Consider the following 14,788-nt stretch of genomic DNA (forward strand, 5'->3'; position numbering starts at 1 on the left):
TTAAAAACTGCATAAAGGGAGTTGAAAATGAGCATACCGATTCGTATAGGGCAAGGAATGGATGTACACGCCTTTGAAGAGGGTGATTTTGTCACTTTGGCAGGTATTCAAATTCCTCATACTCATGGCTTAAAAGCCCACTCAGATGGTGATGTAGTACTTCATGCATTGTGTGATGCCTTGTTAGGCGCATTGGCACTTGGTGATATTGGGCAGCATTTTCCTGATACGGATGCAGAATTTAAAGGAGCAGATAGCCGAAAATTATTAAAACACGTTTATCAATTGGTTTTAGATCGTGGCTATGTGTTGAATAATGCCGATATTACGGTTGCTTGTGAGCGTCCAAAATTAGCCAAGCACAATTTGGAAATGCGTCAAAGTATCGCTGATGTGTTAGATGTTGAAGTAACTCAAATTAGTGTGAAAGCAACAACCACAGAAAAATTAGGTTTTACAGGGCGTCAGGAAGGAATATTGTCAACAGCAACAGTTTTGATTTCACATCATGTTAAGGCGTGAGTAGAAATAATAATTGCCTTTTTTTAAAGAGAATGTGATAGCTCTCAGAGATAGAAAAGCTAATAAGCTTTAATTTAGATAAATGGCTTAAAGGTGGGGGCTTGAGTTTTGCAGGAGGAAATATGTCAAAGTTCACTGCAAAGCAACAAGCATTTATTGAAGAACATTTAATTGACCTAAATGCTATATAAGCAGATAGTCAATACATGATCTCTAAAAAATAAAGTCCATTTGATTTATTCGAAAATATTGTAGATACCTTGTGTAAGTTATTGAGTTTTAGGTACAAAAAAAGCCCTGTAAAGGGCTTTTTTTACATGCATAAATTAGTTAGCTAAAGCTTTAACTTGTGCATTTAAACGGCTCTTATGACGAGCAGCTTTGTTTTTATGGATGATACCTTTATCAGCCATACGGTCAATTACTGGAACCGCAGCTTTATAAGCTTCAGTTGCAGCAGCATATTCACCAGTAGCGATTGCAGCGATTGTGCGTTTGATATAAGTACGTACCATAGAACGCAAGCTTGCGTTGTGTTTACGTGCTTTAACGTTTTGACGAGCACGTTTTTTTGCTTGAGCAGAGTTTGCCACTCGTGCACTCCTTGATTAGATTGGTCTGGGCGGGCTGAAATCACATCTGAAAACCAACATCAGAGGATTATCACCAGCCCGTAAACAAGTGCCATATTGTGATTAAAGAGGTCGGCAAAGTCAAGTCTTGACATGCTTTGACAACATTTTTGTTGAAGAAAAATTTGAAATAAAACGTTAGATTAGTAGTAAATCTAGGAGATTGTTTAAAAAATGACTAATTCGATAAAAAATGCGATTGTGATTGGAGCAACAGGTTTAGTCGGTCAATGTTTAATTGAGCAACTTAATTCGCTTGCAGAATGTGAAAAAATTACCGTAATTGTTCGTCGTCAAATTGCTGAATTTAACCCATACAAAAAAGTTGAGCAATTCGTCTTAGAGGATTTTCTGTTATTAAATGATCAAGATGTGAATGGCTATAGTCATGCCTTTAGTTGCTTAGGGTCTACCATCAAAAAAGCAGGCTCTAAAGAAGCTTTTTACAATATTGATTTTGAAATTAATGCGCACTTTGCAGATTTATTTGAAACAACAGAAACACATTTAATTTTAGTCAGTGCTATGGGCGCAAATGCGGGTTCACCAATTTTTTATAACAGGGTTAAGGGTGAACTTGAGACCTATATTCAGAAACTAGATTTATATCGCTTTTCAATTATTCGACCATCTTTATTGTTGGGTGAAAGAAATGAAAAAAGATTTTTTGAGGATGTGTCACAAAAGCTTTATAGACGATTTTCACACTGGGTACCTAATTCTTTTAAATATAAGCCAGTGACAGCACAGCAAGTGGCTCATACTATGGTCGAGGCTGCACAAATGCAAACTCAGAAAATTGAAATTTATGATAATTTACACATACAAAATGCCTAATTAGGGAGAACTAACGTGACAACAGTACCTTTTGTAACTTGTGATTTACTTGATGACAATCCAGATAAAGAAATTCAAACGCTGATCCCTTCATTAGATGGCAAGTTCTTTAAAAGTTATGGGGCACGCAAAACGTTTGGCGGTCAAATCGTAACAGTGAAATGCTTTGAAGATAATTCTCGTGTAAAAGAGTTATTGGCGACAGAGGGCGCTGGTAAAGTCTTGGTTGTGGATGGCGGTGCATCCATGCGTTGTGCATTAATGGGCGATATGATTGCTGAATCTGCGGTAAAACATCACTGGAATGGCGTCATTATTTATGGCTGTGTTCGTGATGTAGATGCCCTTGCTGAGCTTGATTTGGGGGTGCATGCATTGGCTTCAATTCCGCAAAAAAGTCATCGTAAGGGCATAGGCGAAGTTGATCTTCCACTATATTTTGGCAGTGTAAGCTTTAATTCTGGTGATTATGTTTATGCAGACAACAACGGAATTGTGGTTTCAAAAGAAAAACTATTGGATTTATAGGCGCTCTATAAAAAATATAGAGTGACTGCTCGAGGGTAGCAAAATGGTGCATCATCAAATTAAAGTTGTACAAGCATTAGCTTCAACGCTGACTGCTGGAGGACGCGGAGTGACTGGAACAGCATTTCCGAATCAACCTCAAAAAGCCTTAAAGCTCTATGAGTTTGAAGGTTCTCCATTTTGCCGCCGTGTGCGAGAAGTTCTAACTTTGCTGAACTTGGACTATGAAGTTTATCCATGTCCTAAAGGTGGTACTAAATATCGTCAATTTGTCAAAGAAAATGGTGGCAAGTTGCGCTTTCCTTATTTTGTGGATGAAAATACAGGAACAGCCATGTATGAATCTGTGGCTATTATTGATTATCTGTTCAAGCATTATGGCAAAAGTGGCAAAACACCGAAGAAATATGCACATTATCCGAAATACCCAGTGGTTGCTTTGGTGGGAACTGTCATCAATGGTGCACGTGGTGTATGGGTAAATCCAAAAATTGTTGATCGAGATGCGCCTGAAAAGCTACTCAACTTGTGGGGCTTTGAAGCAAGTCCATATACACGAATCGTGCGTGGTGTTTTGACGGAATTAGAAATTCCATTTGTATTTCACAATGTAGCGAAAGAGTGTTGGCAAGATCAGGGACCAGCCGCTTTACGCTTAAAACCAGGTAAATATGTACCACTAAAGGGTGGAAAGCGTGAAAAAATTGTTCCTGTCATGGGCAGAGTTAAGCAGGACATTCAAGTACCATATTTGGAAGATCCAAATACAGGCGCAAAACTGTTTGAATCTGAGTCAATTGTGAATTATTTGCAAAAGCAATATGGCGAGTTAACATAACTAAAGCACCTGATTTAAGCTGCTTTGTGTAAAGAGTGTAATGTGGGTATCCCTGAAAATTATATCGAATATCAGTATCATATAGATGCATTGAAAAATGATTCTAATTATAAAAAGCAGGTTTTGAAGATCCGAAAAATTGTACAGCAGCGACAGTTGGCATCCTATATGAGTGATTCAAAATGGATCAGACTTCTAGTTGCCATCAATCGCTTGGATTTTGCACCTGCTTTTATGACGAAACTGCTCAAAGATCCAATTGATCAAAATACGGAAACACAATTCTTAAATACAGTCCCGTGGTACTTTGGGGATTGGCAACCATTTTATCAAGAAGGCATGCCTATTTTTAATACTATTGAATATCTGATTGTAAAACCGATGTTAAGTGAACATCAAGGGCGTTTAATTGCTGACAAAATTTTAGATCAGACTGATCAATTTCGAAATATTTTGAAAAGTTTGAATGTGATGTATCAGGAATACGAACACAACGGTAGTTTTAAGATTTATGCATACCGATAGCAAAAGGATTGAAAACACCATTCATCAGCATCTTATATGATTAGCGAGTTGATTTTGTTTTTTAAATATGTGAACTATGCTTTTTTGTTGTTGTCTAAACCATCAATTCCATAGAAAAATATCATGATTACACGGATAAAACTTAAGCTTAAAATCAGTCTATGATAGATTGTCACTAATAAAATATACTTGAGAACTGGAATGACTTTAACTCGAATTCAACCTGTGATAAATCGCCCAGGAGAAAATGCCTTATTTATTGTATTGGGTTTAAAACAAGGGGCTGAGGTTGTCGATACGGTGATTGATTTCGCAGCTAACTTTTCTGCATTAACACGTAGTTTAAGCAACCGTTATCCTGATGAACAATTTAGTGCTGTATTAGGATTTGGTGCACGTGCTTGGGATTGTTTATTTCCAAATCACCCTAAGCCACAAGAATTAGAGACGTTTAAAGAAATACAAGGACCTAAATACACTGCGGTATCTACTGATGGAGACTTATTCTTTCATATCCGAGCAAATCGCCAAGCATTATGTTTTGAACTGGCGGATATCATCAATACGCAATTAAAAGAGGTGAGTTATCCGATTGATGAGGTGAATGGTTTTCGATATTTTGATGGTCGTGCGATTATTGGCTTTGTGGATGGTACTGAGAATCCTGAAACGGAAATTGCCGCTGAATACGCTTTAGTGGGTAATGAAGATCCATTATTTAAAGGTGGCAGTTATGCCTTCATTCAAAAATATATGCACGATATGGATAAGTGGCGAGAGCTAAGTGATGAAGAACAAGAAAAAGTGATTGGACGGAAAAAGTTTAACGATGTTGAGTTGGGGGATGATGTCAAACCCAAAACAGCACACAATGTGGTCAGTAAGGCGCATGATGAGCAAGGCAATGAATTAAAAATCATGCGTGCAAATATGCCTTTTTCCAATCCATCTAAGAACGAATATGGTACTTTCTTTATTGGTTATGCCCGAAAATTTAGCGTCACTCGACAAATGTTGGAGCATATGTTTCAAGGGGATGATGAAGGAAATTTAGATCGTCTGCTTGATTTTAGTACGGCTGTAACAGGAACACTTTTCTTTGTACCTACCGTAGATTTCTTAGATGACTTGGGCGATGAATAAATCATTAATTGGTATGAGCAAAGAAGGGCGTGAAAACGTCCTTCTTACAGCGATTTCTAGCTGAATTTGTTAAGATACCGGTTTGTATTGTTTATGGGTTGAGTTTTAAACATGTTAACGAAGATAGCAGCTTTATTTAAAAACAATAGAAACTCAGCGGAACAAGCTTTTTTACAACAACATCATATTCAAATTGATGCTGAAAATGGTTTTGTTGTTGATGGTATAGTTTTAAATACAGAATTGGCGGAACGACTTGAATACTTTTCTAATCGTAAACTGAATAATTTTGATGATTTGCAGGCACTGTTTTATAAAGCAATCTTGATCAATGAAAAACTTGATTTAGAAATAGCCTCTGGTCGTTATGTCGCTAGATTAGGAAATACTGAAGAAAATCTAAAGCAGTTTAAAGAAATTGTTCGGAAACTAAATGATTACTATAAAGAATTTAAAAGAGAAAAATAAATCATTATATAAATGTTAGGCTCCATGACGATTATTAACTTTTCGCAAAATGTATATTCATAGATATAGATAAATGATTTGAAGTATGTGCGGAAAGTTTTTTAATGATGACAAGAACCGGAAAAGGTAGATAATGTTAATTGCAAATAATTGGGTTGAAGTTGTTGAGCTAGCTGGAGAATTTATTCAATTTCTAGAGGGTGATAATTTTTTTAGTCAACCTTATACATCGAATAAAGATTATTTTATTACTTCAGACATCAGCTTAGCCATGGATTTTGCAACGGACAATAGTTGGGAGAAATTTACAGATTGGGAAACAGTCATTGACTCACAGTTTCCAGAAGATTTTGATTGGAAACTGAATTCAAGAATTGATTATCAATTACAGCAAAATAACTATTACGATTTGTTCACAAAAAATTTGAATGGATTACTTGAAAAGTGGACAACATTTGATGGAATAGGAATAGCTCACGAATTAATCATGCATGATATCGGTTATATTTTTAATTGTTATGCAAATGGCTATTTTCCACCGATTTGGCAAGAGATTTTACAGGTTTATTATGCAGGCGGTCTACCTTGTGGTTGGCATGGGTTTTATCCTGATGGGAAATTAGTCGTATTTAGTCATCAGCCAAATAAATTGAACAAATAAAATCACTGAACTCAACAAAGTCATCATGTTAAACTATGGCTTATGTCTTTTAGACCCGATACAAATATGTTTAAACAAGAAATCTCTGACCTTAATTTAAAACAATTGAAAGCAGGCGAAAAGCGCTGGATTGGTACAATGCTTGGTTCTTCTGCTGCCTTACTTTTTAAGGAAATAACGGAGAAGTCTGAGCAACTGTTTGTGCTGGTCGCGCGTAATAATCAGCACTTAACACAACTTGAAAGTGAACTTGAATTTTATGGTGTTAAACCGACAATTTTTCCGGATTGGGAAATATTGCCATATGATCGTTTATCACCTCATCAAGATATTGTGTCTGAACGGCTGTCTATTCTTGCCAATATGCCCCAAAAAGGTATTTTGTTGGTATCGGCTACAACATTGGCACAGCGTGTTGCACCCACATCATGGATTTTAGGGGAACATTTTGATATTAAGGTTGGTCAGAAGTTTGATTTAGAACAACAAAAATTAAAACTAGTTCAAGCAGGTTACCATTTAGTCGATACGGTTTATGATCACGGTGGGTTTGCGGTACGCGGTAGCATCATGGATATCTATGCATCTGGGCAAAGTGCACCGATTCGTATAGATCTGTTTGATGATGAAATCGACAGTTTAAAATTTTTTGATCCTGAGACCCAAAGAACCACAACAAAACTTGAGCATTTCACTGTATTACCCGCAAAAGAATTTCCTTTAAAAGAAGCACGCTCTATATTTAGAGATCGCTATGCGGAAAGCTTTCCAACAGCAAATCCTAAGAAAAATCCAATTTATCAAGATGTATTAGAGGGAATTGCATCGCCAGGATTAGACTTTTATTTTCCATTATTTTTTACCCAAACTGCAATGCAGACACAAAGTTGTTTGACATCGTACTTACCAGGCAATGCAATTGTCATTACAGATAAGTATATTGAAGACGGTTTAATTCAGTTTTGGGCAGATGTCATGCGTCGTTATGAAGATAGACGGCACAATATTGATCAGCCATTGCTGCCACCTGAAGAAATTTTTATACAACCCAATCAGCTGTTTGAACAGTTGAATCAATTTGCAAGAATTATTGCGTCTACAGAGCAGATTGAATTAAAAGCAGGCTGTATTAATTTATCTGTTGAAATACCGCCAAAATTACCTGTTGATCCGAAGCAAGAGCAACCTTTTAAGGTCGTCAAGCAATATGTCGATGATGCCAATCATCCTGTGTTATTGGTGGCCGAAAGTGCTGGACGTCGTGAAACCTTAAAAGATGCGTTAAGAGCAAGTTTAGGGGAAATTCCTGTTGTAGAGAATTTCCAAATTTTTCAGCAATCAAATTTTTCCGTTGCGATCACTAACGCGCCTTTAGACCGTGGTCTAGTGATTAGTGATGAGTTGTCGGTAATTTCTGAAAATCAGCTTTATGAACATCGCGTTGTACAGCGCCGTCGTAAGCGTCAACAAGAAGTTTCAGAAGAGTTTTTGATTCGAAGTTTGACTGAACTGAATATTGGGGCACCTGTGGTTCATATCGATCATGGTGTTGGTCGTTATGCGGGTTTGGTTACACTGAATATCGATGATCAGGATTATGAGTTTTTGCAACTCAACTATGCAGATGATGCAAAAGTTTATGTGCCTGTGACAAATCTACATCTTATTAGTCGTTTTAGTGGTGGTGATCCAGACTTAGCACCTTTGCATAAGCTTGGAACTGATGCATGGAACAAAGCGAAACGAAAAGCCCTCGAACAAATTCACGATGTCGCTGCTGAATTATTACATATTCAAGCGCGACGCCAGTCAAAACCGGGTATCAGTTTTGAATTGGATCAAAGTGCATATATGCAGTTTTCCAGTGGCTTTGCCTATGAAGAAACGCTAGATCAAGCCAATGCAATTGAAGCAACATTGTATGATATGCAACAAGCCAAACCGATGGATCGCTTGGTCTGTGGTGATGTGGGATTTGGTAAAACAGAAGTTGCGATGCGAGCAGCCTTTGTTGCCGTTCAGAACAATCGACAAGTGGCGGTTCTTGTTCCAACCACATTGTTGGCACAACAACATTATGAATCTTTTAAAGACCGATTTGCTGATTGGCCCATCCGTGTTGAAGTACTTTCACGTTTTGGTACCAGTAAAAGTCATGTCAAAACAATTGAGGATTTGGTCGAGGGAAAAGTTGATATTGTCATTGGAACCCACAAAATTCTTCAGGAAAATGTACAATTTAAAAACTTAGGTTTAATGATTGTGGATGAAGAGCATCGTTTTGGTGTGCGAGATAAAGAGCGCATTAAAGCCATGCGTGCTGATGTCGATATGCTGACATTGACAGCTACACCGATTCCGCGGACGCTGAATATGGCATTTGGGGGAATGCGTGATCTTTCGATCATTGCAACGCCACCGGCACGCCGTTTAGCTGTGAAAACTTTTGTCAATGAGCAAACCAATGAAACCATGAAGGAAGCAATTTTGCGTGAATTGCTTCGTGGCGGTCAGGTCTACATCTTACATAATGAAGTAGATACCATTGAACGTGCTGCAGAGAATATTCGTCAATTGGTTCCTGAGGCACGTGTCGCTGTTGCACATGGTCAAATGCGTGAGCGTGAATTAGAACAAGTCATGCAGCAGTTTTATCATAAAGAATATAATGTCTTGGTGTGTTCGACCATTATTGAAACCGGAATTGATGTCCCGAATGCCAATACGATTATCATTGAACGTGCTGACAAGCTAGGGCTTGCGCAATTACATCAGCTACGTGGTCGTGTAGGGCGCTCACATCATCAAGCGTATGCATATTTGATGGTACCTTCGCTTAAAGGTCTAAAAGGTGATGCAGAAAAACGTTTAGACGCAATTTCAAGAGCATCAAATCTTGGTGCTGGTTTTATGTTAGCGACAGAGGATTTAGAAATACGTGGCGCTGGTGAGTTACTGGGTGAACAACAAAGTGGTTCAATGAATGCTATCGGTTATAGTTTATACATGGAAATGTTGGCCAAAGCGACGAAAGCCATTCAACAAGGTAAAACGCCCAATTTTGATACACCACTTTCGCTCACCTCTGAAATTACTTTACACATGCCAGCATTAATACCTGATGAATACTTAGGTGATGTACATCAACGACTGATGTTCTACAAACGGATCAGTAATACAGATACAGCCGACAAATTAGACAATATTCGGATGGAGCTGATAGACCGTTTCGGTGTGCCACCACAGCCCGTCAAGCAGTTATTTAGTGTGCATCAAATTCGTATCAAGGCAGAACAGTTAGAAATCACCAAAATTGATATTGGGGCACATGGTGGGGTGATTGAATTTTCACCTGATACACCCGTGCAAGCAATCAGTATCATTCAAATGATGCAAAAACATCCGACCTGGTTCCGTATGGAAGGTGGTCAACGTCTGAAAGTGATGGTGATGTTGGAAGAATATGAGAAGCGCATTCAGTTTGTGCAAGATTTATTGAATAACTTGCTTGCTGAATTAAAGCGTTAATTTATCAATATGTTGAAGATGAATAATCTTTATTCAGAACTGAGAAAAAATCATGAAATTTTTTCAGAGATGATCTTGAAAAAAAACAATGATTCTATAAAGTGTAATTGTGATCAGGTTCAAAGCAAACTGTGTTTATTTGTACCGAAACACGAGATAACCAATATTCACACGAAAACCGATGTGTTAGTATTAGCCATCCTTTTAATTTTGCGTCATTTATAAAGATATGTTTAGTTTGCATCCACAACTTGCTCAAGATACTTTTTTTGTAGGCGACTTTCCGCTTTCAACATGTCGTTTAATGAATGATATGCAATTTCCGTGGTTAATTCTTATTCCACGTGTACCTGGTATCACTGAATTATATGAATTGAGTCAAGCTGATCAAGAACAGTTTTTGCGTGAGTCGAGCTGGTTATCTAGTCAACTGTCACGTGTTTTCCGCGCTGACAAGATGAATGTGGCTGCATTGGGTAATATGGTCCCACAATTGCATTTTCATCATGTCGTGCGTTATCAAAATGATGTAGCTTGGCCTAAGCCTGTATTTGGTTTACAAGCTGTTCCATATACCAATGAAGTGTTGGCACATATGCGTCAGACATTAATGTTAGCATTGCGTGGTCAAGGTGATATGCCGTTTGATTGGCGTATGGACTAAGTTTTTAAAACAGCACAAGGGAAGTGTTTAATAAAATGACATTCGAGGTAAAATATTTTGCCATTTGAACGTATGTTAGATAAAGAGCCTAAGCAATTTGAAATATTCCAGCGCTTTATGGGATATTTGATTATTGCACTGCTTGTTATCATTTATTATTTTACTTCTCCTGTTGCTAACTATCAGTTCTATGTTCCCTTTTTTATTGGTTTTATTTTCTTAGCCAGCCCCAAATTTTCTCGATGGCTGGAATATTCATACGGCTCAAAAATCCGTAAAAATATCTATTTTTTGGTAGATGTTATTGTTGTTTCGACAGCACTAGCAGCAGTACATTTAAGTCTAGTTGTTTCTTTTGTACTTTTATTTGCGCTGATCTATACCGCCATCAACAGTAAAATTTCTTTCATGATGGCTTCTTTGGCTATCTTGATTGCTTTTATTGTTTTCTATACCAATATTATTTTCATTTTTGGCTTTTACGATTATTTCCAGCAAACCAGCCCTGAACTTTCTGTGCTGTCTTTTATTGGAATTATTTTGTTTGTTAATATCGGTAATTATTATCAAAATCGTCGTATTAAAAGTGTAGAAATCAAAAAAAATACCTATTTTAATGAAATGAATCGCTATATTGAGTTGTCAAATCAACTCAGTCGCTATGCTCCATTGCAGCTTTGGCAGGCGATCATGCGTGGTGATACTGAAGCGAAAATTGAATATAAACGTAAAAAGATCACTGTTTTCTTTTCAGATATTCAGGGCTTTACTGAGTTATCAGAAACATTAATTCCTGATGATTTGGCATTTGTACTCAATGATTATCTCAGTCATATGACTGAAATTGCCAAGCAATATGGTGCGACCATTGATAAATTCATGGGCGATGCGATTCTGATTTTCTTTGGTGATCCAGATTCACAAGGTGTGGAACAGGATGCTAAAAACTGCATTGATATGGCAATTGCCATGCGACAGCAAATGAAGTTTCTACGTGAACGTTGGGTGAAAATGGGCTATGCGCCATTGCATATCCGTATGGGGGTAAGTACAGGCTATTGTCACGTTGGAAATTACGGTGCTGTACATCGTATGGCTTATACAATTGTTGGTCGCGATGCAAATTTGGCAGCGCGTTTACAGTACGCTGCGGATATTGATGAAATTCTTGTTTCAGATGAAACCTATAAATTGATTAAAAATGATTATCTCTGTGCGCCAAAATCACCAATTGAATTAAAAGGTATTCAAGGTAAAGTGAGAACTTGGCAGGTCATGGAGAAATACTCAGCCAGTAAAAATGAAAATCAACAATGGTTTGACTATGAATATAAAGGTTTTCATTTGGTGCTTAATTTAGAAGAAGTGCAAAACTTTGAGTATCCAGAGCTGGTTGAAGTACTTGAAAAAATGGTCGATCGTATTAAAGTTCAGCAGCGACTGACCAATGCGCAAGGTGTTGCAAGACTAAATGCTGAAGATGAAATTCGCTAGGCAGGTTTAAAATTTTACATTGAACATTTAAGTCTGTTGTTATCACTTAAAGACTGAGCAATAAGTAAAAGCAAATAAAAACCACTCATGTTGAGTGGTTTTTTATTTGCTTTTTATTCAGCACTTTTAAAAATTATTTAGTGGTTTTCAGAAGCATGGTTAATGGTGTATTTAGGAATTTCAACTTCCATATCTTCATCCGTGATTTTAACTTGGCAAGAAAGTCGTGAGTCAGGTTCTAAGCCCCAAGCACGATCAAGTAAATCCGCTTCAATATCATCCATTTCTTCAAGTGCATCAAAACCTTTGCGTACAATGACATGACATGTTGTACATGCCTTAGACATATCGCAGGCATGTTCAATTTTAATACCATTGCTTAATAAGCTTTGGCAAAGATTGGCATTTGGTTCAACTTCAAACTCAGCACCATTTGGACAAATTGTTGCATGAGGTAGTACTTTAATACGTGGCATAGTCTTTACCTTAAAAATTAGTTTGAGTTTGACCAGTCATCAAGTTTAGTGCCTTTGAGCGCTTGATCGATATGCTGATTCATTCGTTCTGCAGCAAAAGCATCACTATGAATTTTTAATTGCTCAACAGCATGTTCGATAGATTTGATATCGTCTATTTCAAGCTGTACTTTTAAATGTTCGGCTGCAAGATTTAATCCTTGCAATTGTTCTGGATCGAGTAATTTGCTGTCCACTTTCAATGCTTGTTCTAATGCCTCGAGTTCACGACGTGCCTCAACCTTTGTTTCATTCAAGTGACGTAAATGCTTGTCTTCTTCAGCGAACTTATAACCATCAATTAAAAGGCGTTCGGTATCTGCTTCTGAAAGACCGTAAGAAGGTTTGATGTCAATCTTGGCATGAACACCAGAAGTGGTTTCTTTTGCAGACACAGAAAGTAAACCATCGGCATCAACTTGGAATGTCACTTCTATACGCGCCTGACCAGCGGTCATAGGTGGAATGCCGTGTAATACAAAGCGCCCTAAGCTACGACAGTGCTCGACCAAATCACGTTCACCTTGAACAACATGAATCAACATGGCAGTTTGACCATCTTGATAGGTCGTGAATTCTTGACGGCGTGCTACAGGGATTGCCGTATTGCGAGAAATTAGACGCTCAACCAGCCCACCCATGGTTTCAAGACCCAGTGAAAGAGGGGTTACATCGAGCAGTAATGAACCATCTTTTGAATTACCAATCAGTTGATTAGCCGTGATAGACGCTCCGATAGCCACGACTTCATCAGGATTAATTGTACACAGTGGTTCTTGGTTAAATACTTCACGAACAGCTTTTTGAACAGCATAAGAACGAGTAGAGCCACCTACAAGTACCACATTTTGAATATCATCAAGTGTAAGCTTTGCATCGCGCATTACGCGTTTACATACACTTATTGTTTTATCAAGTGCTACTTGGATAATCTGTTCGAAGGTTGCGCGATCTAGTGTAAGATGGTGTGTCAGTACTTTTATATCAACAGATTCTGCATCACTCAAGGCTTCTTTGGCTTTGCGTGCAGAAACGATGAAATGTGCATATTCTGCATCATCCAAAGTCTCAATATTAAGTTGTTTTTTTGCCCATTTCACAATCAAACGATCTAAATCATCGCCGCCGAGTGCGGTATGACCGCCTGTGGCTAAAACTTCAAAAACACCTTGCGAGAAACGTAAGATAGAAACGTCAAAAGTACCGCCACCTAAATCGTAGATGACGTAATTACGATCTGTTGCAAGGTTGGTGTCTTGATCTAAACCATAGGCTACGGCTGCCGCAGTAGGTTCGTTTAATAAGCGTAATACATTCAGCCCTGCCAATTCTGCTGCATCACGTGTTGCTTGGCGCTGAGCTTCATCGAAATATGCAGGAACTGTAATGACAGCACCATTTACAGGATTACTTAGACTCTTTTCAGCACGATCTTTTAATTGCTTTAAAATTTCAGCTGAGATTTCTACAGGTGTTTTTCGACCTTGTGTGGTTTCAAAAGTTGGCATTTCATTATCAGCACCTGTTAAAGTATGTGGATGTTGAAATTTAATATCAGCTTTTGAACGCCCCATAAAACGTTTTACAGAAACGATCGTATTTTTAGGATCAGTTGTGATGAATGGTTTTGCTGCATCACCGTATTCTGTTGAGTTTTTAGAGTAATGCACAATAGAGGGAAGTAACACACGACCTTGTTCATCATTCAGTACTTTGGCTTTGCCTGAAAGTACTGTAGCAACCAACGAATGCGTTGTACCTAAGTCTATTCCAATGGCAATACGGTGTTCGTGTGGCGCACTTGATTGTCCTGGTTCAGCAATTTGCAAGAGTGCCATTTGTTACATCCTTAAAATAAAAGCTAAAAAACAAAGTCATGTTCAACATGTAGTTAAAATTAAAAGTTAGAAATCATCATCTAAGCTAAAATCTTCATCATCAAGAAGTTGATCTTCGGCTTTATCAATATCATTCATGACTTTTTGGAAAAAACGCAATTTTCGTACAGTATCACGTGCTTCAGCCCAGTCTTCTTCTTCAAAATCAATTTTGAATTCCCGGACTAAGCCCTCGATCCATTGTTGCACTTCTTTTTTGAGAGAATGCAACTGTTCTGTATCGGTTGCTTCATCGAGTTGTTCACGAATTTCGAGGGCAGACTGCAAAAATTCAAAATCATTAATGGATTGATCTAAGTGATGATCTTGCTTTTTGAGTGAAAGTAAATATGCTGCACGGCTATCTACATGAGATAGGGCTTTATACGCTTGATTAATCTCACTCGATTTAATTAAAGCTTTGTCTTTATCATCCGATTTATCAGGATGATATTGCTGTTGCAAGTTTAAGAAATTAGCTTTTAATGTTGCTAAATCAATATCGAGTGCTTCAGGGAGATCGAACAACTCAAAATGACTCATGGGAGATACTCAT

General features: G+C 37.8%; 15 protein-coding genes. 11 read left to right on the forward strand and 4 right to left on the reverse strand.

Going from position 1 to position 14,788, the window contains the following annotated elements; translation table 11 throughout:
- Positions 1–27: 27 nt before the first annotated feature.
- Positions 28–522, forward strand: coding sequence for a 2-C-methyl-D-erythritol 2,4-cyclodiphosphate synthase (gene ispF, locus I9192_RS10430; RefSeq protein ID WP_005029128.1), 495 nt, complete (start codon positions 28–30; stop codon positions 520–522).
- Between the two features lie 326 nt (positions 523–848).
- On the opposite strand, the gene rpsT is transcribed toward ispF, so the two are convergent.
- Complete coding sequence (gene rpsT, locus I9192_RS10435) at positions 849–1,115, reverse strand: 30S ribosomal protein S20 (RefSeq protein WP_004720657.1); 267 nt, start codon at positions 1,113–1,115, stop codon at positions 849–851.
- Positions 1,116–1,328: 213 nt separating this feature from the next.
- Here rpsT and I9192_RS10440 point away from each other — a divergent pair, with 213 nt between their 5' ends.
- The 10 genes from I9192_RS10440 to I9192_RS10485 all read left to right on the forward strand — a co-directional run bounded on the left by I9192_RS10440 (position 1,329) and on the right by I9192_RS10485 (position 11,840).
- Positions 1,329–1,991 carry a Rossmann-fold NAD(P)-binding domain-containing protein gene (locus tag I9192_RS10440; protein WP_005029124.1) on the forward strand — a complete coding sequence of 221 codons (663 nt, stop codon included), beginning with the start codon at positions 1,329–1,331 and terminating at the stop codon, positions 1,989–1,991.
- Positions 1,992–2,006: 15 nt separating this feature from the next.
- A complete protein-coding gene (gene rraA, locus I9192_RS10445; RefSeq protein WP_004830901.1) occupies positions 2,007–2,519 on the forward strand; it encodes a ribonuclease E activity regulator RraA in 513 nt (170 codons plus the stop codon).
- Between the two features lie 43 nt (positions 2,520–2,562).
- Positions 2,563–3,357: a glutathione S-transferase N-terminal domain-containing protein gene (locus tag I9192_RS10450; RefSeq protein WP_005029122.1), complete on the forward strand. Its 795-nt coding sequence runs from the start codon at positions 2,563–2,565 to the stop codon at positions 3,355–3,357.
- Positions 3,358–3,399: 42 nt separating this feature from the next.
- Positions 3,400–3,882 (forward strand): DUF6678 family protein, encoded by a 483-nt coding sequence (locus tag I9192_RS10455; RefSeq protein WP_005029120.1) that lies wholly within the window; start codon positions 3,400–3,402, stop codon positions 3,880–3,882.
- 201 nt (positions 3,883–4,083) lie between these two features.
- Positions 4,084–5,025 carry a Dyp-type peroxidase gene (locus I9192_RS10460; RefSeq protein ID WP_004830898.1) on the forward strand — a complete coding sequence of 314 codons (942 nt, stop codon included), beginning with the start codon at positions 4,084–4,086 and terminating at the stop codon, positions 5,023–5,025.
- Between the two features lie 111 nt (positions 5,026–5,136).
- Positions 5,137–5,493, forward strand: a complete 357-nt coding sequence (locus I9192_RS10465) for a hypothetical protein (RefSeq protein WP_005029118.1) — start codon at positions 5,137–5,139, stop codon at positions 5,491–5,493.
- A gap of 133 nt (positions 5,494–5,626) precedes the next feature.
- The gene (locus I9192_RS10470; protein ID WP_004830896.1) at positions 5,627–6,154 is read left to right on the forward strand and encodes a hypothetical protein; all 528 of its coding nucleotides are present in this window, start codon (positions 5,627–5,629) and stop codon (positions 6,152–6,154) included.
- Positions 6,155–6,220: 66 nt separating this feature from the next.
- Positions 6,221–9,682: a transcription-repair coupling factor gene (mfd, locus tag I9192_RS10475; protein WP_200150420.1), complete on the forward strand. Its 3,462-nt coding sequence runs from the start codon at positions 6,221–6,223 to the stop codon at positions 9,680–9,682.
- 229 nt (positions 9,683–9,911) lie between these two features.
- Positions 9,912–10,346: an HIT domain-containing protein gene (locus I9192_RS10480; protein ID WP_004830893.1), complete on the forward strand. Its 435-nt coding sequence runs from the start codon at positions 9,912–9,914 to the stop codon at positions 10,344–10,346.
- Between the two features lie 57 nt (positions 10,347–10,403).
- Positions 10,404–11,840: an adenylate/guanylate cyclase domain-containing protein gene (locus I9192_RS10485; RefSeq protein ID WP_004830892.1), complete on the forward strand. Its 1,437-nt coding sequence runs from the start codon at positions 10,404–10,406 to the stop codon at positions 11,838–11,840.
- Between the two features lie 137 nt (positions 11,841–11,977).
- Here the strand turns inward: I9192_RS10485 and fdx are convergent, their stop codons facing one another.
- From fdx to hscB, 3 genes are all read right to left on the reverse strand, one after another.
- Complete coding sequence (gene fdx, locus I9192_RS10490; protein ID WP_004830890.1) at positions 11,978–12,316, reverse strand: ISC system 2Fe-2S type ferredoxin; 339 nt, start codon at positions 12,314–12,316, stop codon at positions 11,978–11,980.
- Between the two features lie 17 nt (positions 12,317–12,333).
- Entirely contained in the window at positions 12,334–14,193 is a 1,860-nt protein-coding gene (gene hscA, locus I9192_RS10495; RefSeq protein ID WP_200150385.1) for a Fe-S protein assembly chaperone HscA, read from the reverse strand.
- Positions 14,194–14,259: 66 nt separating this feature from the next.
- Positions 14,260–14,775 carry a Fe-S protein assembly co-chaperone HscB gene (gene hscB / locus I9192_RS10500; protein ID WP_009584991.1) on the reverse strand — a complete coding sequence of 172 codons (516 nt, stop codon included), beginning with the start codon at positions 14,773–14,775 and terminating at the stop codon, positions 14,260–14,262.
- Positions 14,776–14,788: the final 13 nt, after the last annotated feature.

The organism is Acinetobacter bereziniae (genome assembly GCF_016576965.1).
GTDB classification, from domain to species: Bacteria; Pseudomonadota; Gammaproteobacteria; order Pseudomonadales; family Moraxellaceae; genus Acinetobacter; species Acinetobacter bereziniae.